The 23,509-nt window shown below is 73.5% G+C and carries 22 protein-coding genes; 3 read left to right on the plus strand and 19 right to left on the minus strand.

Features of this window, described 5'->3' with window-relative positions; genetic code table 11:
* Positions 1-70: 70 nt before the first annotated feature.
* Positions 71-2,143 (minus strand): MMPL family transporter, encoded by a 2,073-nt coding sequence (locus tag ACLJPY_RS34200; RefSeq protein WP_410594962.1) that lies wholly within the window; start codon positions 2,141-2,143, stop codon positions 71-73.
* Between the two features lie 74 nt (positions 2,144-2,217).
* Here ACLJPY_RS34200 and ACLJPY_RS34205 point away from each other — a divergent pair, with 74 nt between their 5' ends.
* Positions 2,218-2,649 carry a MarR family winged helix-turn-helix transcriptional regulator gene (locus tag ACLJPY_RS34205; protein WP_410594964.1) on the plus strand — a complete coding sequence of 144 codons (432 nt, stop codon included), beginning with the start codon at positions 2,218-2,220 and terminating at the stop codon, positions 2,647-2,649.
* 303 nt (positions 2,650-2,952) lie between these two features.
* Here the strand turns inward: ACLJPY_RS34205 and ACLJPY_RS34210 are convergent, their stop codons facing one another.
* From ACLJPY_RS34210 to ACLJPY_RS34250, 9 genes are all read right to left on the minus strand, one after another.
* Complete coding sequence (locus ACLJPY_RS34210) at positions 2,953-3,579, minus strand: DUF4360 domain-containing protein (RefSeq protein ID WP_410594966.1); 627 nt, start codon at positions 3,577-3,579, stop codon at positions 2,953-2,955.
* Positions 3,580-3,763: 184 nt separating this feature from the next.
* Positions 3,764-4,639 (minus strand): spermidine synthase, encoded by an 876-nt coding sequence (locus ACLJPY_RS34215; protein WP_410594968.1) that lies wholly within the window; start codon positions 4,637-4,639, stop codon positions 3,764-3,766.
* Complete coding sequence (speD, locus tag ACLJPY_RS34220; protein WP_410594970.1) at positions 4,630-4,998, minus strand: adenosylmethionine decarboxylase; 369 nt, start codon at positions 4,996-4,998, stop codon at positions 4,630-4,632. Before speD ends, ACLJPY_RS34215 begins: the two co-directional genes overlap by 10 nt.
* Positions 4,991-6,139 carry a type III PLP-dependent enzyme gene (locus ACLJPY_RS34225; RefSeq protein ID WP_410594972.1) on the minus strand — a complete coding sequence of 383 codons (1,149 nt, stop codon included), beginning with the start codon at positions 6,137-6,139 and terminating at the stop codon, positions 4,991-4,993. The genes speD and ACLJPY_RS34225 overlap by 8 nt, the downstream gene beginning before the upstream one ends.
* A 24-nt stretch (positions 6,140-6,163) precedes the next feature.
* Positions 6,164-8,695, minus strand: a complete 2,532-nt coding sequence (locus ACLJPY_RS34230) for a glutaminase domain-containing protein (RefSeq protein WP_410594974.1) — start codon at positions 8,693-8,695, stop codon at positions 6,164-6,166.
* A 903-nt stretch (positions 8,696-9,598) separates the two neighbouring features.
* Positions 9,599-10,075, minus strand: a complete 477-nt coding sequence (locus tag ACLJPY_RS34235; protein WP_410594976.1) for an MSMEG_6728 family protein — start codon at positions 10,073-10,075, stop codon at positions 9,599-9,601.
* Between the two features lie 72 nt (positions 10,076-10,147).
* Positions 10,148-10,453 (minus strand): DUF1883 domain-containing protein, encoded by a 306-nt coding sequence (locus ACLJPY_RS34240; RefSeq protein WP_410594978.1) that lies wholly within the window; start codon positions 10,451-10,453, stop codon positions 10,148-10,150.
* Between the two features lie 103 nt (positions 10,454-10,556).
* Entirely contained in the window at positions 10,557-11,888 is a 1,332-nt protein-coding gene (locus ACLJPY_RS34245) for a hypothetical protein (protein WP_410594980.1), read from the minus strand.
* A gap of 191 nt (positions 11,889-12,079) precedes the next feature.
* Positions 12,080-12,568: a MarR family winged helix-turn-helix transcriptional regulator gene (locus tag ACLJPY_RS34250; protein ID WP_410594982.1), complete on the minus strand. Its 489-nt coding sequence runs from the start codon at positions 12,566-12,568 to the stop codon at positions 12,080-12,082.
* 28 nt (positions 12,569-12,596) lie between these two features.
* Between ACLJPY_RS34250 and ACLJPY_RS34255 the strand changes: the two genes are divergently transcribed.
* The gene (locus tag ACLJPY_RS34255; protein WP_410594984.1) at positions 12,597-14,042 is read left to right on the plus strand and encodes a phenylacetate--CoA ligase family protein; all 1,446 of its coding nucleotides are present in this window, start codon (positions 12,597-12,599) and stop codon (positions 14,040-14,042) included.
* Here the strand turns inward: ACLJPY_RS34255 and ACLJPY_RS34260 are convergent.
* Positions 14,039-16,609, minus strand: coding sequence for a hypothetical protein (locus ACLJPY_RS34260; RefSeq protein WP_410594986.1), 2,571 nt, complete (start codon positions 16,607-16,609; stop codon positions 14,039-14,041). The genes ACLJPY_RS34255 and ACLJPY_RS34260 overlap by 4 nt on opposite strands.
* Before the next feature lie 321 nt (positions 16,610-16,930).
* Between ACLJPY_RS34260 and ACLJPY_RS34265 the strand changes: the two genes are divergently transcribed.
* Positions 16,931-17,323 (plus strand): STAS domain-containing protein, encoded by a 393-nt coding sequence (locus tag ACLJPY_RS34265; protein ID WP_410594988.1) that lies wholly within the window; start codon positions 16,931-16,933, stop codon positions 17,321-17,323.
* Positions 17,324-17,327: 4 nt separating this feature from the next.
* Here the strand turns inward: ACLJPY_RS34265 and ACLJPY_RS34270 are convergent, their stop codons facing one another.
* From ACLJPY_RS34270 to ACLJPY_RS34305, 8 genes are all read right to left on the minus strand, one after another.
* Positions 17,328-17,708, minus strand: a complete 381-nt coding sequence (locus ACLJPY_RS34270) for a response regulator transcription factor (protein ID WP_410594990.1) — start codon at positions 17,706-17,708, stop codon at positions 17,328-17,330.
* Entirely contained in the window at positions 17,705-19,126 is a 1,422-nt protein-coding gene (locus ACLJPY_RS34275; RefSeq protein ID WP_410594992.1) for a PAS domain S-box protein, read from the minus strand. The genes ACLJPY_RS34270 and ACLJPY_RS34275 overlap by 4 nt, the downstream gene beginning before the upstream one ends.
* A gap of 52 nt (positions 19,127-19,178) precedes the next feature.
* On the minus strand, positions 19,179-19,577 hold the full coding sequence (locus ACLJPY_RS34280) for an ATP-binding protein (protein WP_410594994.1): 399 nt from the start codon (positions 19,575-19,577) through the stop codon (positions 19,179-19,181).
* A gap of 72 nt (positions 19,578-19,649) precedes the next feature.
* A complete protein-coding gene (locus tag ACLJPY_RS34285; RefSeq protein ID WP_410594996.1) occupies positions 19,650-20,291 on the minus strand; it encodes a response regulator transcription factor in 642 nt (213 codons plus the stop codon).
* 67 nt (positions 20,292-20,358) lie between these two features.
* Complete coding sequence (locus ACLJPY_RS34290; RefSeq protein WP_410594998.1) at positions 20,359-20,823, minus strand: DUF6292 family protein; 465 nt, start codon at positions 20,821-20,823, stop codon at positions 20,359-20,361.
* Between the two features lie 66 nt (positions 20,824-20,889).
* Positions 20,890-21,597, minus strand: coding sequence for an RraA family protein (locus ACLJPY_RS34295; protein WP_410595000.1), 708 nt, complete (start codon positions 21,595-21,597; stop codon positions 20,890-20,892).
* Between the two features lie 9 nt (positions 21,598-21,606).
* Positions 21,607-21,930 carry a divalent-cation tolerance protein CutA gene (cutA, locus tag ACLJPY_RS34300; protein ID WP_410595002.1) on the minus strand — a complete coding sequence of 108 codons (324 nt, stop codon included), beginning with the start codon at positions 21,928-21,930 and terminating at the stop codon, positions 21,607-21,609.
* 355 nt (positions 21,931-22,285) lie between these two features.
* Positions 22,286-23,431, minus strand: a complete 1,146-nt coding sequence (locus ACLJPY_RS34305; protein ID WP_410595004.1) for an MFS transporter — start codon at positions 23,429-23,431, stop codon at positions 22,286-22,288.
* Between the last annotated feature and the right edge of the window lie 78 nt (positions 23,432-23,509).

Genomic DNA, 23,509 nt, shown 5'->3' on the forward strand with positions numbered 1-23,509 from the left:
GGTGCGTCTGACGCACCGAAGGCCACATTGGGGGCGCTCGGGACCCGCCGCCGCGTCGCTACTCGGGCCGCTACTCGGGCCGTGGTTCCGGGCGCGCCAGCTTCGACGGCCACCAGATGCGCCGCCCGACGTCGACCGTCAGGGCCGGTACCAGCAGGGAGCGCACCAGCAGCGTGTCCAGGAGCACGCCGAACGCCACGATGAACGCGATCTGGGCCAGGAACAGGATCGGGATCACCGCCAGTGCCGAGAACGTCGCCGCCAGCACGACGCCGGCCGAAGTGATCACCCCGCCCGTCAACGACAGGCCGCGCAGCGTGCCCTCGCGCGTGCCACGGGCCGCCGCCTCTTCGCGCACTCGGGTCATCAGGAAGATGTTGTAGTCGATGCCCAGCGCCACCAGGAAGACGAACCCGAACAGCGGCACCACCGGGTCCGCGCCCGGGAAGTCCAGGACGTGGTTGAACACCAGCGCCGAGACGCCCATCGTCGCCGCGAAGGACAGCACCACCGTCGCGATCAGCAGCAGGGGCGCCAGCAGCGACCGCAGCAGCAACGCCAGCACCAGGAAGATCACCAGCAACACGATCGGGATGATCAGCGCGCGGTCGCGCTTCGACGTCTGCTGCGTGTCCAGCTGGATCGCCGTCGGGCCGCCCACCTTCGCGTTAGCGTCCGGGACAGCGTGCACGGCGTCGCGCAGCCGGCCGACCGTGGCGACCGCCGCTTCCGAATCGGCCGGGTCGGTGAGCACCGACAGGATCTGCACGCGGCCGCCGACCACCTTCGGACGGCCGTCGTCGCCGGGCACCGGGAAGGACTGCGCCACGCCGTCCGTCTTGGCCGCCGCGAGGACGGCGGGCAGCGCGCCGGCCCCGGCGATCGTGATCGCCGGGGCGCCCAGGCCGCCCGGGAAGTGCCGCCCGAGGACCTCCTGGCCCGTCCCGGATTCCACCTGGGTCAGGAAGACGTCCGACTGCGCGGTCCCGGACGCCTTGAGCTGCGGCAGGAACGCCACGCCGACGCCGAGCACCAGCGCCGTCACCACCCAGACCGCGCGCGGGCGGCGGCCGACCACGCGGGCGACCCGGCCCCAGATCCCGGACGTCTCCGGGTGCGCCGACCCCAGCGCCGGCTTGAAGGGCCAGAACGCGCCGCGGCCGCACAGGGCCAGCGCGGCGGGCAGGAACGTCGTCGACGCCAGCAGCGCGGCGCCGATGCCGATCGCCGCGACCGGGCCGAGGCCCTTGTTCGAGTTGAGGTCGCTGAACAGCAGGCACAGCACACCGAGCACGACGGTGCCCGCCGACGCCGCGATCGGCTCGAGGGTCGCCCGCCAAGCGAGCTTGAGGGCGTCGAACCGGCTCGGCGTGTCGCGCAGCTGCTCGCGGAACCGGGCGACCAGCAGGAGTGCGTAGTCGGTCGCCGCGCCGAAGACGAGGATCGAGAGGATGCCCTGGCTCTGGCCGTTGAGCGCGAGGACGTCGTGCTTCGCCAGCAGGTACACGACGAGGCTGGCCAGGCCGAGCGCGAACACCGCCGACAGCAGCACCAGGAACGGCAGCAGCGGGCTGCGGTAGACCACGACGAGGATGAGCGCCACGACGCCGCCCGCGACGAGCAGCAGGATGCCGTCGATGCCGCCGAACGCCTTGACCAGGTCGGCGATCTGCCCGGCCGGCCCGGTGACGAGCACGGTGAGCCCGGCCGGCGCGCCGCCGAGCCGGGCCCGGACCTCCTTGACGACGTCCGCGGGGTTGCCGTCGGCGAAGACCGGCACGGCCAGCTGCTCGGCCTGGTTGTCCCGGGGCGCCGGCTGCGGCTTCCCGAGCGGCCCGGCCACGCCGGGCACGCGGGCCAGCTCCTGCGCCTTGGCCGCCAGGAACCGCCGGTCTTCGCCGGTCAGGCCGCTCGGGCGCTCGGCGACCACCGTCGCGGGCAGCACCTGACGCGGGCTGAACGCCTTCGCCTCGTCGGAGACTTCGGTGGCTTCGGCGGCGCGGGGCAGGAAGGCGGCGTTGTCGTTTTTAGCGACCTCGCTGAGCTTCCCGGCGAACGGGCCGCCGAAGCCGCCCAGCCCGAGCCAGGCGATCACCAGGAGGGCCGGGATCAGCCAGCGGAGGCGGCGCGGCTTGTCGTTCATGGTCGCTAAGGTCCTTTCGAGGGCGGACACGCCCAATTGTTCAGCAAGCTGAACATTCTGCACGACAACCCGGAGTGACGGTGAGCACAACCCCCGAACCCGACCTGAGCACGTGGCCGACCGGCCGGCTGCTGGCCGTGGCCGCGCGGCTGGTCGAACAACGCTGGGTGGCCGTGCTCGACGGCATGGGGCTCACCCACGCGGGTCTCATCGCGCTGCACACCCTGCGCGACGGGCCGCTCCCCCAGCGGACGCTCGCCCGGCGCTGCCAGGTCACCGACCAGACGATGAGCCGCACGCTCGACCGGCTGGCCAAGGCCGGGTTCGTCACCCGCACGCCGGACCCGGCCGACGCCCGCCGCCACCTGACCCGGCTGACCGACCGCGGCCGGGCGGTGCACGAGCGGGCCGTGCGGGCCGAACCGGCCCTGCTCGGCGGCCTCGGCGACGACGCCGCGTTCCGCGCCGGCCTCCTGGACCTCGTCACCCGGCTGTCCGCGGGGTGATTGACCGCGTGCGAGGCTGGGTAGCTCTTCCTACATGTGGATCGCGGTGAGCACCCCAGTGGCCGTCCTGATCGCTACCGTCCTGATGGAGCGGTTCGAACGCCGGTGCCGGCTGGCACCCGGCTCCGAAACCGAGCGCGCGCCGATCCGGAGCTGACGCCGATCCGTTGATCCGCGTTCAACGGATTCCCCGGTTCGCGAGCGGGTACGGCAAACCCGCTCACCGGCCGAGGGGTTTCCGGTGAGCGGGCGCCTTGACAATGGCTTCGGCGGGCTTCGGCGGGCTTCGGCGGCTTCGGCGATTCAGCAGGTCTTCCACGCGAAGTGGTAAATCGTGTCCACGCTCGCGTGTTCGGAATCCATTTCGATGAAACTGCCCGCGGTGGCGGAACCCGCGTCCGCACGCAGTTCCGCATTGATGTTCAGATTGCGGCTTTCCCCGCACGGTGCGAACACCAGGTCGGTCACGTCGGTCGTGTCGGTGGCGCGCCACACGCCGTGGAACGGACCGGGGAACGTGTGCCGCACGCGGGCGGTCGGCGCCGTCCCGGTGAAGTAGTAATTGGCCTGTTCGAGGGCGCTCGCGCCGCTCTCGATGTGGGCGAAGCCGCGGTAATCCGCCTCCGCGATCGCGTACGTGAACCCTTGCGGGACATGGACGAGCACGTTGATCTGGCAGTTCTTCCGGGCTTCGAGCGCCGACGCGCCGCCACCCGCCTTGGCGGTGAAGTTCGTGTAGTGCACCGTGAACGCCGTGTTGTCCGAGGCAACGTCGGCCGACGCGGTGGCCGTGCCCGCCGGGCAGCCGGAACCGTTGATCGTCTTGATGTCGAGGGTGATCTTTTCGGCCGGAACCGAGTCCGCCCCGGAAGCGAGAGGGGCGGTGAAGGCGGACAGAACCAATGCGGCAACGACCGACGTACCGAGCATGACGCTCCTCCAATTGGGCCACGGTGCCTGGTGTCATGATGATCGCGCGCGGAGAGGATCGTAGCGCGATCGCAACCTTTTCGACGGCCACTGAACGGAGTAACACGATCCGGCCCACCGACACGGGAAAACCATTTCCCGCCATTTCACCTTTCGACGGGCCGGATATTCGCGGAATCGAAGGTCAAGAGCGGCGGTCCGGGCCGCTGTCGTGCCGGAGCGAATACGGCGGCGTGCTGCCGCCGAGCAGCGCTTCGGCGTCCAGCGTCACCGCCCCGCTCCCCCGCTGCGCGAACCGCCGCGCCACCAGCGCGCCGGGCTCCTCGACCGGGTCCGCGCGGCCGGTCAGGAAGGCCCACTCGTGCTCGTCGGAACCGAAGTACAGCACGGCACCGAACACCTCGCGGAACCGCCGCCAGGACACGCGCAGCGTCTCGTTGCGCCACAGCGTCGGGCAGCCCGCCTGGCAGGTCACCACCCCGCCGGGTGCCAGCAGGCGCGCGCAGCGGGCGAGGAAATCCCTGCCGTACAAGCGGTTGCGCTGCGCGGCCGGATCGGTGTTCTCGTCCGGCAGGTCGATCACGACCACGTCGTAGGTCGCGCCCCGGCTTTCCGCACCGCCCAGGAACGCCCAGCCGTCCACATAGGACACCCGGATCGGCCCGTCCCCGCGCTCGGCCCGCGCGAGCTCCGCCGGGGTGTAGCCGTAGGGCAGGTGCTCGGCGCAGGCGCGCACGGCGTCGGCGTCGATGTCGACGTGGTCGACCAGCGCGGCGCCCGCATCGACCGCCAGCCGGCTGGCCACCCCTTCGCTCGAGCCGATGACGAGCACCCGCCGCACCCGCTCGGCCAGCAGCAGGGCGGGCACCATCAGAGCTTCGTGGTACACCAGCTGGCTCGCCTCGGTGCTCTGGCGCTCGCCGTCGCAGAACAGCGAAACCCCTTGCGCGGTCGTCCCGATCAGCACCTCCTGGTACGGCGTGCGCTCGTGGTACCGGACGTCGCCGACCTCCCAGACGCGGGTGAGGCCGGCACCGACCGGCTCGTGGATCAGGGGCATCGGCGTTCTCCGCGGTGCAGGACGGACAGGTGGACCGCGGCGGCGTGCAGCGAGTCCGCCAGCAGCCGCAGCGCGTGCTCGGGATCGGCGCGTTCCCCGCAGGTGAACACGTCGGCGAAGAGCGACCCGTGCTCCGGGTAGGTGTGCACGGACGCGTGCGACTCGGCCAGCAGCGCGACCACCGTGGCACCCTGCGGCGCGAACCGCTGCGCCACGACGTCGAGGACCGTCGCGCCCGCCGCCGTCACCGCCGCCCGCAGCAGTTCCCCGAGGCGGACCGGGTCGTCGAGCAGGACGGGGTCGACGCCGTGCAGCTCCGCGAGCACGTGCCGCCCGGTGAACCGGCCGACGTCAGGCATCGCCCCACCGCCCGAGGCAGTGCGTGCGCAGCGGCTCGATCCCGTTGAACCCCACCGACGCGTAGCTCGCGGTGTAGGCCCCGGTGCCCGGCAGGTCGAGCCGGTCGCCGGCCCGCAGGCCGAGCGGCAGCGCGTACGGCGTCCGCTGGTAGAGCACGTCGTCACCGTCGCAGGTGGGCCCGGCGAGCACCACCGGGCCGTCCGGGCCGCCGCGCGCGCCCACCGGCTCGAACCGGTAGGCGATCGCTTCGTTCTCGGCCTCGGCGAGCCCGTTGTAGCGGCCGATGTCGAGGTACACCCAGCGCCGCTCGTCCCGGTGCGCGACCAGGACGACCTCGGTGCGCAGCAGGCCGGCGTCCGCGACGAGCACCCGGCCGGGCTCGAGCAGCAGCTCCGGCCGCTCGCCGGGGAAGGACGTCTCCAGGGCCGCCGCGATCGCCGACGCGTACGCGGCCAGGGGCGGGACGGCGGTGCGGTGGGGCGTCGCGAAGCCGCCGCCGAGGTTGAGCCGCGTCATCGTGACGCCGTGCGCCGCGGCCTCCTCGAACAGCTTCGCCGCGGTGGCGATGCCGATCTCCCAGGCGATGACGTCCGGCTGCTGCGAGCCGACGTGGAAGGCGAGGCCGGGCCGCAGGCCCCGCTCGGCCGCGCGCAGCACCAGGTCGAGCGCCTCGGCCGGGGCGCAGCCGAACTTCCGGCCGAACGGCGTCGCCGAGTCCGGTGCGTCGAGCAGGACGCGGATCGACACCGCCGCACCCGGCGCGTACCGGCCCAGGTGGTCGACGTCGGCCGGGGCGTCCGAAGTGAACTCCCGGACCCCGCGGTCGAACGCGAAGGCGATGTCCCGCGCCTTCTTGATCGGGTTGCCGTAGGCGAGGTCCGCGGGATCGGCGCCGCGGCCGAGGCACAGCTCGATCTCCCCCGGCCCGGCGACGTCGAAGCCGATCCCGGCCGCCACCAGCGCGTCGAGCACCGGTGGGGCCGGGTTGGCCTTGACCGCGTAGCGGATCAGCGCGCCGGGGAACGCCGCGCCGAACTCGCGCGCCCGGTCGGCGACGACGTCGGTGTCGACGACCAGGCACGGCGTCGGCGGGTCCCGCTCCTCGAGGAAGCGGCGGATCCGGGTGAAGTCGGCGGGCACGGCCGCCAGTGTCGCAAACCGGCGTCAGACGAACCGCCACAGGTGGTCCGGGGTGCCGTTGTCGTCCCACTGGGTGACCTGGGCACCGTCCGCCGTGGACTGCTGGTCGACCGCCATCACCTTGCCGCTGCGGACGTTCACCAGCTTGGACCAGCCGCCGCCGGCGTCGACGATCCGCCAGTTGTGGTCGGGCGTGCCGTTGTCGCGGTACTGCTGCACGTGGGCGCCGTTGTCGAGGCTCTGGTCGTGCACCGCCAGGACCTTCCCGCTGTTGCGGTTGACGATCCGGACGGTGCCGTCGCCGTTGTCGACCACGGCCCAGAGGTGGTCGGCGGTGCCGTTGTCCGTCCACTGGGTGACCTCGGCGGTGTCGGCCAGCGACATGTCCGACACGGCGAGGACCTTCCCGGACCGCTGGTTCTGCAGCTTCCGCCACACCGTCGCCGACGCGGCCGGGCGGGTCAGCAGGGCCAGGTAGCCGCCGGCGACCGGCCGGGCCTGGAAGCCGCGCTGGGTGGCGTCGGCGACGACGTACCAGTCGCTGAACGGGACCCGCTGGGGCGTGGTGTTCGCGTAGCTGTAGACGCCTTCGACCAGCGTCGTGCGGATGTTCGGCTGGTCGGTGAGCCAGGCCGCGGTCCACAGTTCCCAGTCGGCCTTCGTGTAGTTGTTGCGCGGGTCGAGCAGGACGCCGTGGGCGCCCGCGCGGGCCTGGTACCAGGCGGCCTCCTGCGTCGCGACGCCGAAGGGGACGAGGTCGAGGCCGAGCACGCGGTCGGCGAAGCCGTTGTACTTCAGGCTCCACGTGCCCGGCTGGTCGTAGGCGAGCCGCAGGTGCTGGCCGTCCTCTGCGAGCGTCACCCACTGGCTGACGTAGCTGCGGGACGTCGAGCGGTACCGCTGCACGTCGGCGGTGTTGCCGACGGCGGCGGCGATGATCCCCATGGCGCCGACGCCGATGATGCCCTTCAGCGCGAGGTTCGCACTGTGGGCGATGAAGCCGGTGAAGTCGTCGGTCTGGTTCTGGAAGCCGGGGTCGAGGGTGTTGGCCACGAGGTATTCGGCCCACTGCCGCAGGATCCGGTAGTGGGTGTTCGCGAACGCCACGGCGTCGGCCGACGGCAGCCGCTGCACCAGCGCCGCCGCCATGATCAGCAGGTTCGCCGACTCCTCGACGGGCATGCTTTCTTCGTTGCCGTCGTTGTGCCCGGTCGCGTCCGGGTAGTGCGACCCGAGGTCGTGCTCGGCGAACTGGTTCGGCCAGCCGCCGCGTTCGGCGTAGTCGAGCAGGGGTTCCAGCAGCAGCCGCAGGTAGGCCGGCGACAGGTAGAGGTAGGCCGGGAACGCCGGGTACGTGACGTCCACTGTGGACATGTTGCCGTCGGAGGAGATCTCCTTGAGGAACGCCCAGGGCGCGCCGCCCCGGTCCACCAGCTCCGTCCCGCCGAACGCCTGGCGCAGCGCGAGCGCGCAGATCCCGGCGTAGTGCTCGCCGGTGGTGCCGCCACCGGCCGCGGCGACGGCGTCGTCGTGCAGGCGCTGGTCGATGGCGGTCGCGGCGGCCAGCGCGGCGGCGTAGTCGTTCGCGAACCACACCGCCATGTCCGGCCAGCTGCCCCAGTAGTGCGTCCACCAGGGCCGCAGCTCGGTGCCGAGGTAGCGGGCGGCGGGCGTGCGCACGTGCCCGATCGCCAGGGTGAACGGGGCGGCCGTGCCGCCGGCGGGAACGGTGCCGAGGTCCTTGTTGAACGCGAGGACCGGCCACCGGTCGTTGATGGCACGGGGCTGGGCGCTGTCGCTGGAGTTGTTCAGCGTGCCCTGTGCCGCCGACGCACCGCGCACGACGGTGTCCTGCCCGATCTGCCAGGTGGTCCCGGACGCGGGCGCGGCGAGGACGAGCGAGCCCCAGCTCGCCTGGTCGCCGTTCTCCTGCAGCACGCCGGGGCTCGCCGGGCTGCAGCTGAGCAGCGTGTAGCCGCCGGCCTGCTGCTGCGTCCAGGTGACGGGCGTGGCGGTGTCGCCGTGCACCCACTCGGCGGAGGTGTCGAAGTGCAGGTCGACGGTGTGCGCGCGGCCGTCGGCGCTGGCGGCCTGGATGGTGACGTACCCGAACGGCACGCACTGGCGCTGCAGGTTCGCCGGGTCGACCGGGGAGAAGAACGTGACGGTGAGGTTCACCCCGCCGCCGGTGAGGACGAAGATCGACCGGGTGCCGGTGACCTGCAGGCTGACCTGCGTCATCGGCGTCGCGGCCGGGCTGCCGGGCGCGCCGGCGAAGAGGTAGGCGGTCCCGTCGATGCGCGCGAGCCCGCAGAGCGCGGTGATGTGCCCGGTCCAGAAGCCGGCCCAGGTGCCGGCGAGGTTGTCGGCGGGCTGCCAGGTGGACAGGTAGGGCGAGCGGACGATCAGCGGGGTCGCGGGCGGCCGGATCGGGCTGAAGGTCCCGGCGACGGCGGTCCCGGGCAGCCAGAGGGCCGCGGCAACGGCGGCGGCGGTTCCGCCGGCGAGCCGGAGCAGATCGCGGCGGGTGAGGTGGTCGTGTTCTCGAGAGGACATCGGTGGCCCCTTCCAGCGGCGCACGAGCCGGGCAGGGACTTTTTTACATCGTTGGTACAACGTTGTAAATCCGCCGAAGGTCGGCGTTGGGGTGCGGGGTGGACCAGTGGGGCCGCAGGTCCGGTGCCGATTCCGGGCAGGAGGTCGGGTGCGGCTCGGTCAGGCCTCCGGTGCGGATCGGTGCCAGGCCGCGCGGTGGGGTTGCGGTCCGGCTCTCCGGCCCGGCCGGTCCGACGGCAGGCTCGGTTCGGCCAGGCATCCAGCGCGTGGTCGGCGCCAGGCCACGCGATGCGGATGCCGTCAGCCCCTCCAGCCCGGCCGGTCCCACGGCAGGCTCGGTTCGGCCAGGCCTCCGGCGCGTGGTCGGCGCCAGGCCACGCGATGCGGATGCCGTCAGCCCCTCCAGCCCGGCCGGTCCCACGGCAGGCTCGGTTCGGCCAGGCCTCCGGCGCGCGGTCGGCGCCAGGCCACGCGATGCGGATGCCGTCAGCCCCTCCAGCCCGGCCGGTCCCACGGCAGGCTCGGTTCGGCCAGGCATCCAGCGCGCGGTCGGCGCCAGGCCACGCGATGCGGATGCCGTCAGCCCCTCCAGCCCGGCCGGTCCCACGGCAGGCTCGGTTCGGCCAGGCATCCAGCGCGGATCGATGCCAGGCCGCGCGGTGGGGTTGCGGTCCGGCTCTCCGGCCCGGCCGGTTCGACGACAGGCTCGGTTCGGCCAGGCCTTCGGCGCGCGGTCGGCGCCAGGCCACGCGATGCGACTGCGGTCCGGCTCTCCGGCCCGGTCGATCCGACGACAGGCTCGGTTCGGCCAGGCCTCCGGCGCGCGGTCGGCGCCAGGGCGCGCGATGCGGTTGCGTCAGGCCTCCGGCGCGGTTCGGCGCCAGGCAGCGTGGGGCGGTTCGGTCAAGCCGTCCGGCTCGGCCGGTCCGAGGGCGGCCACACGTACGGCAGGTCCGCCGGCACCCCGGGGAACCGCGCGCCGTAGTGCTCCGGGTCCTTGCGGACCAGGGCCGACTGGTGGCTGCGGTGGAGCGCTTCGTCGCCCAGCCACGGCGGGACGTCCCCCGCCGCCGTGAGTTCGTCCTGGGTGCGGACCTCGGGCTTGCCCACCGCCCGGGTGAACTCCTCCCCCAGCTTGCCCGCGCAGGTGTCGGCCGCGCCCAGCTCGCACCACACCCGGCAGACCTCGAGGCCGTAGCGCGTCAGCGCTTCTTCGTACCCGGTCCACATCTTCGCCGCCGGGTGGTGGCGCCAGCCGTAGCCGGGGACCACGAGCGCCCGCAGCACCTGCAGCGCCTCGACGCGCTGCTTCCCGAGACGGCGGCGGTCGAGGACGCGGGCGCTGGCGGTGAAGTCGGCGCACGGCAGGAACGTCTGCATCCCGGCCGGGTACCCGCCTTTCGCCCGGCGACGCCCCTCCTGTGGCCGGATCGGCCACCGGAGGGGCGATGGTCACCGCGGGCCGCTGCGTCCCCGCGCCGCGACGGCCGCTTCCGGTTCGACGCTCACCCGCGGGCGCAGGGGCCGGGCTTCGAGGCCCTCGACGTCGATCACCAGGAACCAGTGGGCGTTGGCCGGGATGTGGATCTTGAACATCGGTGCGGTGGCCACCCCGCCGTGCATGCGGTAGTACTGCCGGCGCTGGTAGGCCTGGAAGTTGACCGCGGTCAGCAGCCGGATGTTGGCCATCGCGGCCAGGCGCACGGTGACCACCGCGTCTCTTCGCACCTTCCCCAGGTCGAATACGCTCGCTTCCATTTTCGTCCCTCTTCCACGCGTGGTATTTCGGTTCGGGTTCGGCCGTCGCGGGCAGCGCGGATCGCGCCGCGCGGCACACGACGGGCGGAAGATCGGAACGGGACTAGCCGGGCCCGGTGCCCGGTTCGCACGGCCGCCACAGCGGCACGAATTCGCCGTGCGCCCAGGGGGACGCCCGGAAGCGGTGCGGGAAGTGGCCCGCGGCCAGGAAGGCGGGCGGGATGGTGGAGCCGGTCCCGGAGGCGGCATCGGAGGGCACGGGCCCATTCGGACGCCGCGGTGCGGGGACGTCCTCGGGCCGATGACTGCCGCGCTGCGCACGGGAGGGTTTTCTGCCGGGTGCGCTTGCGTCGGGACGGGTGGTGACGCAGGTCCGGTCGTTCGCGCCGACGGCGGCCGTTTCCGGGGCCGGGGTGAGTTGCCGGGGCGGCGACGGGAGGGTCGGGGTCCGGAGCAGGAGAGCTCGGGAGGCGTCGGCGGGTGGTTCCTCGCCCGTCGGAGTGGCGAGGGGCTCGACTCTGTCGGCAACCGGGCTCACTGGCTTGACCGTGGGCGCGGCAGTGGGCAGAACCGGGTCGAGAGGGGTCGCGACCGGCGAGACGGAACGCGTGATCGGCTCGACGGAGCCCAGCACCTCCCCCACCGGCGCCAGGACGGCGGCAGCGGATCGGCGCACTGGCGACAGAACGGGTTCCGCAGCACGCACGACAGGCTCCACGATCGCCGCGGTGCCCTGGCGCACGGGCGAAACCACAGCTCCGACACCGCGAACAACCGGCCGGACGGCGCCCGCCACCGGCTCCACAACGGCCGCGGCGCCCTCGCCCACCGGCGAAATTAGGACCCCGACATCGCGAGCAACCGGCCGCACCGAACCCGCCACCGGCTGCGCTACCGCCGCAACGCCGTCGCTCACCGGCGAAACCACAGCCCCCAGACTGCGCGCCGCCCGGTCCACAGAACGCGCCATTGGCTGCGCCGCGGCCGCAGCGCTCTCGCTCACCGGAGCGACCGCCGCGCGAACCACCTGCCCGGCCGACGTCCCGGCCACCGAAGCACCCGCGCCCACCGGCGCGACCACCGCACGAACCACCGGCCCAGCCGACCTACCGGCCACCGCAGCACGCTCGCCCACCGGACTAGCCGCCGCACGAACCACCTGACCAGCCGACGTCCCGGCCGCGGCAGCCACCGGAGAGCCTTCCGCCTTCACCACCCGCGAGACCGGCGCCGCCGCGAGCACCGGCCGGGCGGCTCCCGCGACATCACCCGGCGCAGTCACCACCGTGCCCACCGCACCATCCACCCGGGTCGCTGCGTCGGCGTGGGCGGACGTCAGCCACGACACTAGCCAGAGGCCGGCTACGGCCCCCGCCAGCACCAGCAGCCGTCGCGCGGTGACGGACGCGCCGCCCACCTTGCGAGCCCGGGTCACGTCGGCGAACCTCCACGGTGAGTGCAGGCCTGGGACTTACCCCCCAACGCCTCCGGCCACACTCCCGCTGCGCGCCACCTGGCGCTTCCACTCTTCCGGACTAGCGTTTCCGCCGGGGCGGGGCCGGTTCCGGACTCCGGTCGGGTGAGCGCGATGGACCGGGTGTCGGGCCGTGTGTACGTCCGCTTACTTCACGTTTCCTGCGCACGCCGTTGCCCGGCGAGCGCACCCAGCGCCGTGACACCGTGCTGCAGCCCTTCGCGGAACGTCGCCCGCTGGCCCGGGCTCAGGTCGGCCAAGAGCGCGTTCTCCACCTCGGCGACCGCGGGCGCGCACCCGGCGAGCAGCGCGCGTCCGGCGTCGGTGAGGCCCGCGAGCAGCACGCGCTTGTTGTCCGCTTTCGGGGTTCGCGCGATCAGGCCGCGTTTTTCCAGCGCCAGCACCATTTCGTGCATGGTCTGCGGCCGCAGGAAGGAACGGCGGGCCAGCTGCGCCGACGACAGCGCGCCGCTGGCTTCGAGCACCGTCAGCGCCGTGTACTGCAGCGTGGTGAGCCCGAGCGGCCGCAGGGCGTCGTCGAGCAGCGCCCTGATCACCAGCTCGAGCCGTTTGACCAGGTAGAGGGTCAACGGCGCGCCGGCGGGCTGCTCCTGGGCCGAGGTGCTCACGGCGCCCATCATGACACGCGGGCGCCGCTATGCTCCGATCATGGACCTCGGTCGGCAGACCCGCGTGCGGCAGGCGTTCGACACCTTCTTCGGGGCTCCGGAACCGCCGTCGGAAACCGCTGTCCTCGACCTCTTCCGCCGCACCGCGGAAACCGTGCCCGCGTACCGGAAGTTCCTGCGGGAGCACGGGATCGATCCGGCGAGCGTCGCGACGATGGCCGACTTCCGGCGGCTTCCGCTGGTCGACAAGGCCGGCTACCACCGGCGGTACCCGCTGCCCGAGCTGTGCCGCGGCGGCACGTTCGACGGGCTCGACATGATCGCCGTCTCCTCCGGCTCGAGCGGCCACCCGACGGTCTGGCCGCGCGCGCTCGAAGACGAACTGCACGTCGCACGGCGGTTCGAGCAGGTGCTGGTGGACGCCTTCGGCGCCGATCGGCGTCGCACGCTCGCCGTCGTCTGCTTTCCGCTCGGCACCTGGGTGGGCGGCCTGTTCACCACGGCGTGCGTGCGCCACCTCGCCGCCAAGGGCTGCCCGATCACCGTCGTGGCGCCGGGCAACAACAAGGCGGAGATCCTGCGGGTGCTGCCCGAGCTCGCGCCGCACTTCGAGCAGGTGGTGCTGCTGGGCTACCCGCCGTTCGTCAAGGACGTCGTCGACACCGGCCTGGCCGCGGGCGTCGACTGGCCCGCGTACGCGATCAAGCTCGTGCTGGCGGGCGAGGTGTTCAGCGAGCAGTGGCGCGAGCTGGTGGCCGGGCGGGCGGGGATCGCCGATCCCGTCCGAGACGTCGCGTCGCTGTACGGCACGGCCGACGCGGGGGTGCTCGGCACGGAAACCCCGGTGTCGGCGGGCATCCGCCGGTTCCTCGCCGGCCGTCCCGACCTGGCGCGCGAGGTCTTCGGCGACGCGCGGCTGCCGACGCTGGTCCAGTACGACCCGGCGAGCCGCTTCTTCGAGGTGCACGAGGGCACGCTGGTGTTCACCGCGGACGGCGGCATCCCGCTGATCCGCTACCACATCGCCGACGACGGCGGGCTCCTGCCGCACGCCGAGCTGCTCGCCTTCTGCGCCCGGCACGGCTTCACGCCGCCGCCCGGCCCGGACCTGCCGTTCGTCTACGTGTTCGGCCGCTCGCTGTTCACGGTGTCGTTCTTCGGCGCGAACGTCTACCCGGAGAACGTGACGGTGGGCCTGGAGCAGCCCGGCATCAGCGACACGGTGACGGGCAAGTTCGTGGTCGAGTCGGTGGAGGACGCCGACCGCGACCGCCGGCTGCGCATCACGGTCGAGACGGCCTCCGGTGCCTCGGCCGACGCCGGCCGGATCGCGGAGGCCGTGCGCAGTCAGCTGGTCCGGCTGAACAGCGAGTTCGCGCACTACGTCCCGGCGGAGCGGCAGCTGCCGGACGTGGTCCTGCGCCCGGCGGGCGACCCGGAGTACTTCCCGATCGGGGTGAAGCACCGCTACACGCGGCCTTCCTAGGGGTGGGCGAGTTTGCGGAACCGCTCGCGCCGGTCGTCCGCCGACGAGCCGTCGGCGATGGCGTCGTCGAACCACGAACCGAGCGCGGCCCAGAGTTCGGCGCAGCCGGCGAAGTCGTCGATCACGGACTGCTCGGCCAGCTCGGCGATGTCGGCCACCAGGTGGTCGAGGCGGCGGTCGCACAGGCGGACGTACTCGCGGACGACGACGTTCGCGTCCAGGTTCGTCTTCGCGCGCGGGCCCGCGGCTCCGCGCAGCTGGGCGTGCAGCCGTTCTTCGCAGTACAGCGGGAATCCCGGGATCGAGCCCGGGTAGCCGCACTCGGCCGACCACGCGCGGAACGCGCAGATCGCCTGGTACCGCGTGTACCAGTCCTGCTTCCCCGCCGCCAGGCTCGCCAGTGTCCGCCAGGCGTCGCGATCGGCCGAGCGCCAGCGGTCACGGGTGCGGCCGTCCGGCGGAGGACCCTCGTCGAGCGCGTGGGCGCGCCAGAAGTGCGCGCGGCAGCCGGCCATCTCGGCGACGAGCTCGCGCACGTAGCTGACCTGTTCCCAGACGTGGGCGCGCTGCGGCCGCAGCGGGGCCGCGCGGTCCGGGGAGAACGTCACCATCTCGAAGACGCGGAACAGTTCGTGGCCGCGCAGGGCCGCCAGGTCCGGGTCCTCCCCCATCACCCAGGACCGCCGCTCCGGCAGCCGTCCGCTGTGGCTGATCGTCGCCGCGTGGTAGAGCTCCCGGACCGCACGGCGGGCCACCTCGTCCCGGGCTTCGCCGACCAGACGCGGGTTGCGCGCGCGGTCGCGCAGGTCGCGCTCGCCGCGGGGCCCGACTTCGAGCAGCGAGACCGCGTACACGCTCGCCGCGTTGTAGCACTCCTCCCACGACCGGCGGGGCCCGGCGGCTTCCACGGTCGTGTCGAGCGCGGCGGGGGACGGCGGCCAGCGCCGGTCCGGGCAGACGTCGGCCAGCCGGACGCGGCTGCCGGGGTAGGCGGGCTGGGGTTCGGGCACCGCGCCGGTGACCGGCTCGACGTCCGCCATCGCGCGCCGCACCACCGCCCAGACCAGGGACAGGTCGAGCGCGCGGTTGGTCAGCTGGTGCCAGCTGCGCCGCCAGCGGCGGCCGAACCGGCGGTAGTCCGCGATGAGCCGCTCGATCTCGTACTGCGAGAGCGCGCAGAAGTACGAGCGCATCTCCGCCGCGCGCTGGTTGTACTCGGCCAGCTGCGCCGGGGTCGCCTCGCTGACCAGCAGCTCCGCCACCGGCACGCGCAGCACGCGCCGGTGCAGCTCCAGCCGCTTCTCGCGCGGGATCGCGTACGGCCGGGTCCGGACGTCGAGGTCGACGTACCGGCGGAAGCGCAGCTCGATCGCTTCCCGCAGTTCGGCGCGGCGCCGGGCGCGCGCGTCGCCGGGCACGCCCGCCGTCGTCCGCCGCACCCACCAGGACCCGGCCACGGAGTCGCCGTGGCCGAGGACGAGCGCGTGCCGGTACCGGGCGATGAGCAGAGCGACGTCGCGGCCGCGGCCGGCGTGGCGGGGCTGGCGCGCGAAGTCGGGGCCGATCCACCAGCGGGCCAGCCGCGGGTGGCCGCGGCTGCAGACGGTGATCACGTCGTCGTAGGTGGCGAGCGCGTCGAGGTGCAGGTCGAGCTGCTCCTGCAGGGCGGCGATCTCAAGTCTGATGTAGACGTTGGCCGGGTCGAGGCTGACCGCGCGGTAGTACTCGGCAAGGGCCTCGTCGTAGCGGCGGTTGGTGATGAAGTGGTTGGCGCGCTGGTAGGCGTCGAACAGCTCGCACGGGATCTTCGCGCCGCGCCACGCGGCCCAGTGGATGTTCGTGCGGACGTACGCGCTGCGCGGGATGACCAGCGCGGCCACGGAGTTCGCCGCCCGGTGCAGCACGCGCGGCCAGTTCGTGTCCTCGAGCACCAGCGGGCTCGCGGCGAACCGCGGGACGCGGACGAGTTCCAGGATCAGCTGGTGGCGGCCGGGGGTGTTGCCGGGCCGCACGGTGCCGGTGACGGTGAACGCGGCCGGCGGCTGGGCGAGCCGGATCAGCTTGGTGACGGCCTTCCACCAGCCTTCCGCGGCATCGCCGGCGTGCTCGACGATCTGCAGGAAGTCGTACGAGCTGCCGGCGCCCGGGACCGGTGTCGGGGTGTAGAGCCGGGAGTCGTTGAGGAACCGCTTGAAGGTGGCGGTCAGCTCGACGGCGGAGTCGATCTCGCGGTCGTGGCTGCCTTCGGGCCGTTCGTCGACGAACACCCGGATGTCGATCTGGTTGGCCCGGTAGGCAGCGGCTTCCAGCCGGGCCTTGCCGACGAAGTACAGCGCCAGGACGGCGGAGACGAGCACGACGGACGTCTGCAGCACGGTCCAGGTGATCACGGTGGCGACCTTCGGGTCGCGCACGAACGTCCAGGCCTGGAAGAACGGCAGGTAGGGCACGATCGCGAAGCCCGCCGCGACGAGCCCGGCCGCCACCGCCGCCAGCCACCACCTGATCCGGTGAGCCGCGGGGAGTTCGGCCTGGTCGAAGCCGCCGAGTCGCCGTGCGTGCACCATCACTCACCCCCTCGTGCCAGAGTACTCGCGGAGGGGTGCGTTTCGTTACGGCCCGTCATCCGCGGGCCCGGCGATCACCGGGTGTGCCCCGATTCGGGGACGTACCAGCACTCGAACCTTCGACCGTGCAGCCCCGGTTTCCGCTCTCCATCCGGTTGCGCCCGTTGGTCCACCTAGTGCAGATGCACTATGCTGAGGCTTCACGGTTGAGCCGTCAGCCGCTGCCGGACGTTCCGCGCCCGGGCCGGCAGGCCGCCCTCCGCCGGCATCCCGTCCCGCACCGTCCGGTCCGCCCCGCTGCCCGACGAAAGGTGTGTCGCGATGGTTCCCGAACCGCGCTCGGCCGACCACCAGCTCACCCGCCCCGGCCGGCTGACCGCCGACGGCCACATGGCGCTGCGCGTGCTCCGCCCCGGCGCCCGCACGCTGCTCGTCGAGGTGACCGGCGAGGTCGACCTGGGCACCGCCCGCCGCCTGGACGAAGTGCTGCAGGACCACGTCCGCGGCGACCTCGGGGAGGTCGTCGTCGACCTGGCCGGCGTCACGTTCTTCTCCGTCGCCGGGCTGAACTCGCTGCTGCGCGCGCAGCTGCTCGCCGACTCGGCCGGGGCGCGCCTCACGGTGGACGCCGGGGGGTCCCGCGCGGTGCGGCGGCTGTTCACGCTGCTGCCGACCGACTTCGACTGCGTCGCCGACGTCCGCCCGATCCCCTGACCGCTCACCCGGCCGCCTGACGGCCCAGCCGCCGGACGGCTTCGACGATCGCCGCGTTCGGCACACCCTTCACCAGGTATTCGGTGACGCCGGCCGCCGCCAGCCCGGCGATCGAGGCCCGGTCGGCGTAGGCGGAAAACGCCAGGATGGCCGTGTCCGGGCTGCACCGGGCGATCTCGCGCGCGGCCCGCGCCCCGCCGCCGCCGGGCATCCGGACGTCGAGGACGGCGACCGCGGGCCGGTGCCGCTCGGCGAGCCGGATCGCCTCGTCGGCGTCGCCGGCGACCGCGACCACCGCGATGTCGGCCTCGGAGTCCAGGACCTCCTTCAGCACCTCGCGGATCATCACGTCGTCGTCGGAGATCAGCACGCTCAGCTCGGTCACGGCGCGGGCTCCGTCGCGTCGGGCAGCAGCGGCAGCCAGAACTCGACGACGGTGCCCTCGCCGGGCGTGCTGTCCACCGAGAGCCAGCCGTGCGCCGCTTCGGCGCGTTCGTGCATCTCGACCAGCCCGAAGTGGCCCGAGCCGGCGTCGCCCCCGGCCGTGCCGACGCCGTCGTCGGTGATCCGCACCCGGGTTCCGCGGTCCACAGTGGACAGCGTGACCACGACCCGGGTCGCGCGCGCGTGCCGGTGGACGTTGCTGAGCGCCTCCTGGCAGATCCGGTAGACGGTAATCGCCGCTTCGGGGGACGGCTCGGCGGTGAGCTCGTCCCGCACCTCGTGCGCCAGCCCCCAGCGGCTCGCGACGTCGTCGACGTAGGCCGAGACCGCCTCCACGAGGCCGTGCCGGTCGAGCTCCGGGGGCCGCAACCGGGACACCAGCCCGCGCAGCCGGGCGATCGCGGCGGCGACCGACTCGTCGAGGCTGCCGACGGCGGCGGCGTGCGGCTCCGGCAGCCGGGAGGCCAGCAGCTGCAGGCGCATGCCGACGGCGACCATGGACTGGATCGACTCGTCGTGGACGTCCCAGGCGATCCGGCGCCGCTCCACCTCCTGGGCCTCGACGAGGTGCCCGACCAGCCGACGGCGTTCGCGCAGGGCCTGCTCGGCGTTGCGGCGCTCGGTCATGTCCCGGGTGACCTTGCCGAAGCCGTGCAGCCGCCCGTGCTCGTCGAACAGCGCCGTGATGACCACGTTCGCCCAGAACCGGGTGCCGTCCTTGCGCACCCGCCAGCCTTCGTCCTCCAGCCGCCCTTCGGCGACGGCGGTCTCGAGTTCACGGGCGGGCTTGCCCGCCGCCACGTCCTCGGCCGGGTAGAACACCGAAAAGTGCTGCCCGATGATCTCCTCGGCGGTGTAGCCCTTGATCCGCTCGGCGCCCGTGTTCCAGCTCGAAATGTGCCCGCCGGTGTCGAGCATGAAGATGCCGTAGTCCTGGACGCTCTGGACGAGCAGGCGGAACCGTTCTTCGCTTTCCCGCAACGCCAGTTCGGCCGCGCGGCGCTCGGTGACGTCCCGGGTGACCTTCCCGAACCCGTGCAGCCTGCCCTGTTCGTCGTACAACGCGGTGATCACCACGTTCGCCCAGAAGCGCGTGCCGTCCTTGCGCACCCGCCACCCCTCGTCCTCCAGCCGTCCCTCCGCGACGGCGATTTCCAGTTCACGGGCGGGCTTGCCCGCCGCCACGTCCTCGGCCGGGTAGAACACCGAAAAGTGCTGCCCGATGATCTCCTCGGCGGTGTAGCCCTTGATCCGCTCGGCGCCCGTGTTCCAGCTCGAAATGTGCCCGCCGGTGTCGAGCATGAAGATCCCGTAGTCCAGCACGCCCTGCACCAGCAGCCGGAACCGGTCGTCGTCCATGCGGCAACTCTGCCGGATCCCCGCGCGCCCGGCACGGCCACGAGCCGCCGGCTCAGCCCGCGACCACGGCGGGCGAGGCGGGCAGGATGCACCAGACGACCTTGCCGCGGCCGTGGCGCTCGGTCCCCCGCACCGAGGACAGGCGGTCGACGAGCGCGAGGCCCCAGCCGCCGTCGGCCCCGGCGGGGCGGCGCACCGGGGGCGCCGGGTTGTCGTCGAAGACCTCGACGCGCAGGTCCGCGGCGGCCACGGTCAGCCGCAGCACCGGGTTACCGGCGCCGTGGCGCAGCGCGTTCGCCGCCAGCTCGGTGACGACCAGCAGGGCGTCGTCCACCGCGGCGCCGTCGGTCCAGGCCAGCAGGATCAGGCGGGTGAACCGGCGGGCGAGGGCGAGGGCGCCGGCGGAGCCGGTCAGCACGCACTCCGCGGCGAGCGGGGCAGGGGTGTCCACCCCGCAAGCCTGCGCGAAGAGCACCGGGCGGCGCGAGATGCAAACCGCCCTGCCCCGGCTGGTGCAGGTGCATCAGCCGATGAGGCCCTCGCGGCGGGCCACCGCGACGGCTTCGAGCTTCGACCGCGCGCCGAGCTTCTCCAGCACGCGCTGGACGTGGTTGCGGGTGGTGTTGCGGGACACGCCCAGCCGCCGTCCGATTTCGTCGGTGGTCGCGCCTTCGGCGAGCAGGTCGAGGGTTTCGCGTTCCCGCGCGGTCAGGGCGGCACCCGGGCTGCGGCCGGCGAGCCGGTCGAAGAGGCCGGGCAGCAGCTCGGGGTCGAAGACCACGGCGCCGGCGGCCACGTCCCGCACGGCGGTTTCCAGCACGCCGAGCTGGGCGGACTTGAGCAGCAGCCCCGCGCCGCCCGCCTTGGCGACCTGCACGGCGACCGCGGGAGTCGCGTCGCCGGTCAGCACCAGTACGCGCGCGCCACCCGCACCGAGCTGCGCGATGACGTCGAGCGCGTCGCCGTCGGCGAGCCGCCGGTCCAGCACCACGACGTCGGGCGCGTGCTCGCGCACGTCGGCGATCGCCTCCGCCCGGGACCGCGCCCGGCCGACGACGGTGAGGCCGTCGGCGCGGTCGAGGGCCAGCTGCAGCGCCTCGGCGACCATGTCGTGGTCCTCCACGAGCAGGACGCGGACGGGGCGAGGTTCCTCGGCGCGGCTCACGGCGTTCCCTCACTCCGGCGGTGTCGGCCCGCATATCCTAGGCGCACGGGCCCGCGGCTGCCGCGGGTCACCAGGCCGGGGAGCTCGGCCGCAGCAGTCCCTCGGGTCCGCTGACCGGCAGCCAGTCGACGAGGTCCTCGTGGTGACCCGGCGCGCGGAACACCGGCGGGCGGAACGAGCCGGCGGGCGGCCCCGCGACCCGCAGCACCTCCAGGAACCGGGCGACCGCGCACGGCTCGGGCAGGATCTGCGAGCCCCCGAGGTAGGCGAGCAGCCGCACGGCGCCGCCGCCCGCGGGCTCGACGACCGCCGACCAGCCGTGCACCTCGTCCCAGATCAGGGCCACGTCGTGCCCCGGCAGGTCCGGGAGCGTCCGGTCGAGCGCGACGTACCCGGAGGCGGGCACGTCGAGGTCGAGCGAACACGATTCGTACCCGACGCCGACCGCCCGGGCGACCCGGCCGAGGTAGGCGCGCAGCCCCCGGGCGAAGTGGTATTCGATGTCCCTGCCGAATCCGATGAGCGTGTTCATGGTTCCGCCTCCCACACCCGCTGGAGACCGGAATACCCGATTCGGGCAGCGATCACACTTTCGTGGTCATTCTTCGATGGCGCCGCCCACGGCCCTGAGGTGCGCCCGGAAAGTCAAGCCCGGATTCGTTTCCCGGGCCGCCAGGAATTCACCGAAACGCACTTGGCTGCGCAACGGTTCGCCGCCGCGGATCCGGTCGGCCTGGCGGCGTTCGGTGTCGCGGATTCCTTCGGCGAGGGTGAACAATTCACCCGCCCGGGCGAGCGGGACGAAGAGGACGCCGTCGTCGTCGCCCAGCACGAGGTCCGCCGGCCCGATCCGCCAGGTCCCGACGATCGCCTCCGCCAGCCCGCCGTCGACGCGCGGGCCCAGGCTGAGCGGCCCGGTGGGCAGCGACCCGAGGCTGAACACCGGCAGCCCGATGGCGCGGATGTCCGCGGTGTCGCGGTGCAGGCCCCAGATCACCACCCCGGAGAGCCCGGCGGCGCGCGCCTCGAGGACGACGAGGTCCCCGACGCAGCTTTCGTCGAGCCGCCCGCCGTTGTCGACCACCAGGACGCCGCCTTCGGGCGCGTCCTCGAACGCTTCGAGGAAAACGTCGACGCTGCCGACGTGCCGGGCCGGGACGGCCGGGCCGAACAGCCGGCTGCCCGCCACGACCGCCCGCGTCGGCGCGGGCGCGCAGCGCACCGGCAGCCCGGCGCGGATGCACGCGTCGGCGAGGTGGGCGGTGGTCAGCGTCGCGAAGCGCTGTTTGAGTCCTTCGTGCTCCATGCGCCGAATCTAGCCAGCGGTCTCCTCGCTCAGCCAGGCCAGGTACCCGGCGCTCCCGCCGACGATCGGCGTGGCGATCACCTCGGGCAGGTCGTACCCGTGCAGCTGCCGGAGCCGTTCGGTGAGCGCGGGCACCCGCTCGGCGGTGGTCTTGATCTCGACCCGCCACTCCTGGTCCGTCCGCACGGCGCCGTCCCACCGGTAGACGCTGGTGATCGGCCCGGCGATCTGGGCGCAGGCCCCGAGCCGGGCTTCGACCGCCTGCGTGGCCAGCTCCCGTGCGGAGGCTTCCGAGTCGGTCGTGGACGTGACGATCACGTGTTCTGCCACCATGCGGCGAGGTTACCGGCCCGGGCGGGTGGTCACGGCTGTCCCGAGCGGCGGCCCGACCGCCGGCAGCGGCCCGGCTATCGGCCCGACCCAGCCATCGCGGCCGCCCCGAACAGCGGCCCGATCGCCAGCAACGGCACCGCCGCTCGCCAGCCGACCGCGACCGGCCGCCGCAGCGTTCCGCGCGGGCACCCCGAATCCCAGTCCCAGGAACGCGCCCGATCTTCCGCAGCCACGCCCGCTACCGGCCCAGGCGGGCCATCGCGGCCGCCCCCCAACAGCGGCCCGACCGCCACCAGCAGCGCTGCGGCCGCCAGTGCATTCCGAGCGAGCACCCGGATCCGAGCACCCCCGCCCACTATCGGCCCAACCGCGCCATCGCGACCGCCCCCAACAGCGGCCCGACCGACAGCAACGGCACCGCCGCTCGCCAGCCGACCGCGCCTGCCAGGAGCGGGAGCAGCTGGATCGTGCCCGCGCTCAGCAGGAACCCCGCCGCCGTCATGGCCGTGAGGGCCGTGCCGACGTACCGGGGGTCCGCCGTTTCCGTGAGGGCTGCGGAAAACTGGCCGGAGTCGGCGATCACCGCCACTCCCCAGACCAGCAGCAGGGGCAGCAGCGCGGCCGTGCCGGACGCCGGGACCGACAGCAGCGCGCAGGCGCCGCTGACCAGCATGGCCGTCGTCGCCACGACCGCGCGGCCGCAGCGGTCCGAAAGCGCGCCGCCCAGCAGGCAGCCCGCCGCGCCGCCGAGGCCGATGACCGCGAACGCCGTCGGGCCGCCCGGGCCGCCGGTCGCCGCCAGGTAGGCGGGCAGCCACGCCCACAGCGCGTACAGCTCCCACATGTGCCCGAAGTACCCGAGGCACACCAGGCGCTGGCGGCGGTCGGCCGCCATCCGCAGCAGGTACCGCGGCTGCCACGGCGGGGCGGGCGCCAGGCCGGGACCCGGCCGGACGAAGGCCGCCGAGACCACCGCGCCGACCGCCGCCAGCCCGGCCGACCAGCGCAGGACCGCTTGCCAGCGCCCGGGTTCGAGTGTCACCAGCAAGCTCGGCAGGGCCGAGCCGAAGGTCAGCGCCGCGAGCAGGACACCGAGGGCGAGTCCGCGCCGCCGCGGGAACCACGACACCACGACCTTCATCCCGACCGGGTACACCCCGGCGAGCGCGAAGCCGGTCGCGAACCGCAGCGGCACGACGAGCCCGGCGCACCACGGCAGGGCCGCCGTGGCGGCCGCCGCCAGCAGGGCGCTGACGGCCATCAGCAGCGGTGGCCGCACCCGGTCGGCGAGGTTGAGGGCGGCCGAAACGACCGCGCCGCAGGCGAAGCCGAGCTGGACGGCCGCCGCCAGCAGGATCGCGGGTTCGCCCGCCAGGCCCCATTCGGCGCGCAGCGCGGGCAGGACCGCCGACGCGGAGAACCACACGCTCATCGCGCACACCTGCACCACGGCGAGCAGCCCGAGCTGCCGCCCGCCCGCCACCGGCCGGAGGATGATCACGCACTCCACTTGCGAGCACCGCGGCGCCGGAGTCAACGGCGGCCGCCACCGCGTCACACCTTGGGCTGGAAAACCTCC

The organism is Amycolatopsis sp. lyj-23 (genome assembly GCF_046549135.1).
In the GTDB taxonomy this organism is placed as follows: Bacteria; Actinomycetota; Actinomycetes; order Mycobacteriales; family Pseudonocardiaceae; genus Amycolatopsis.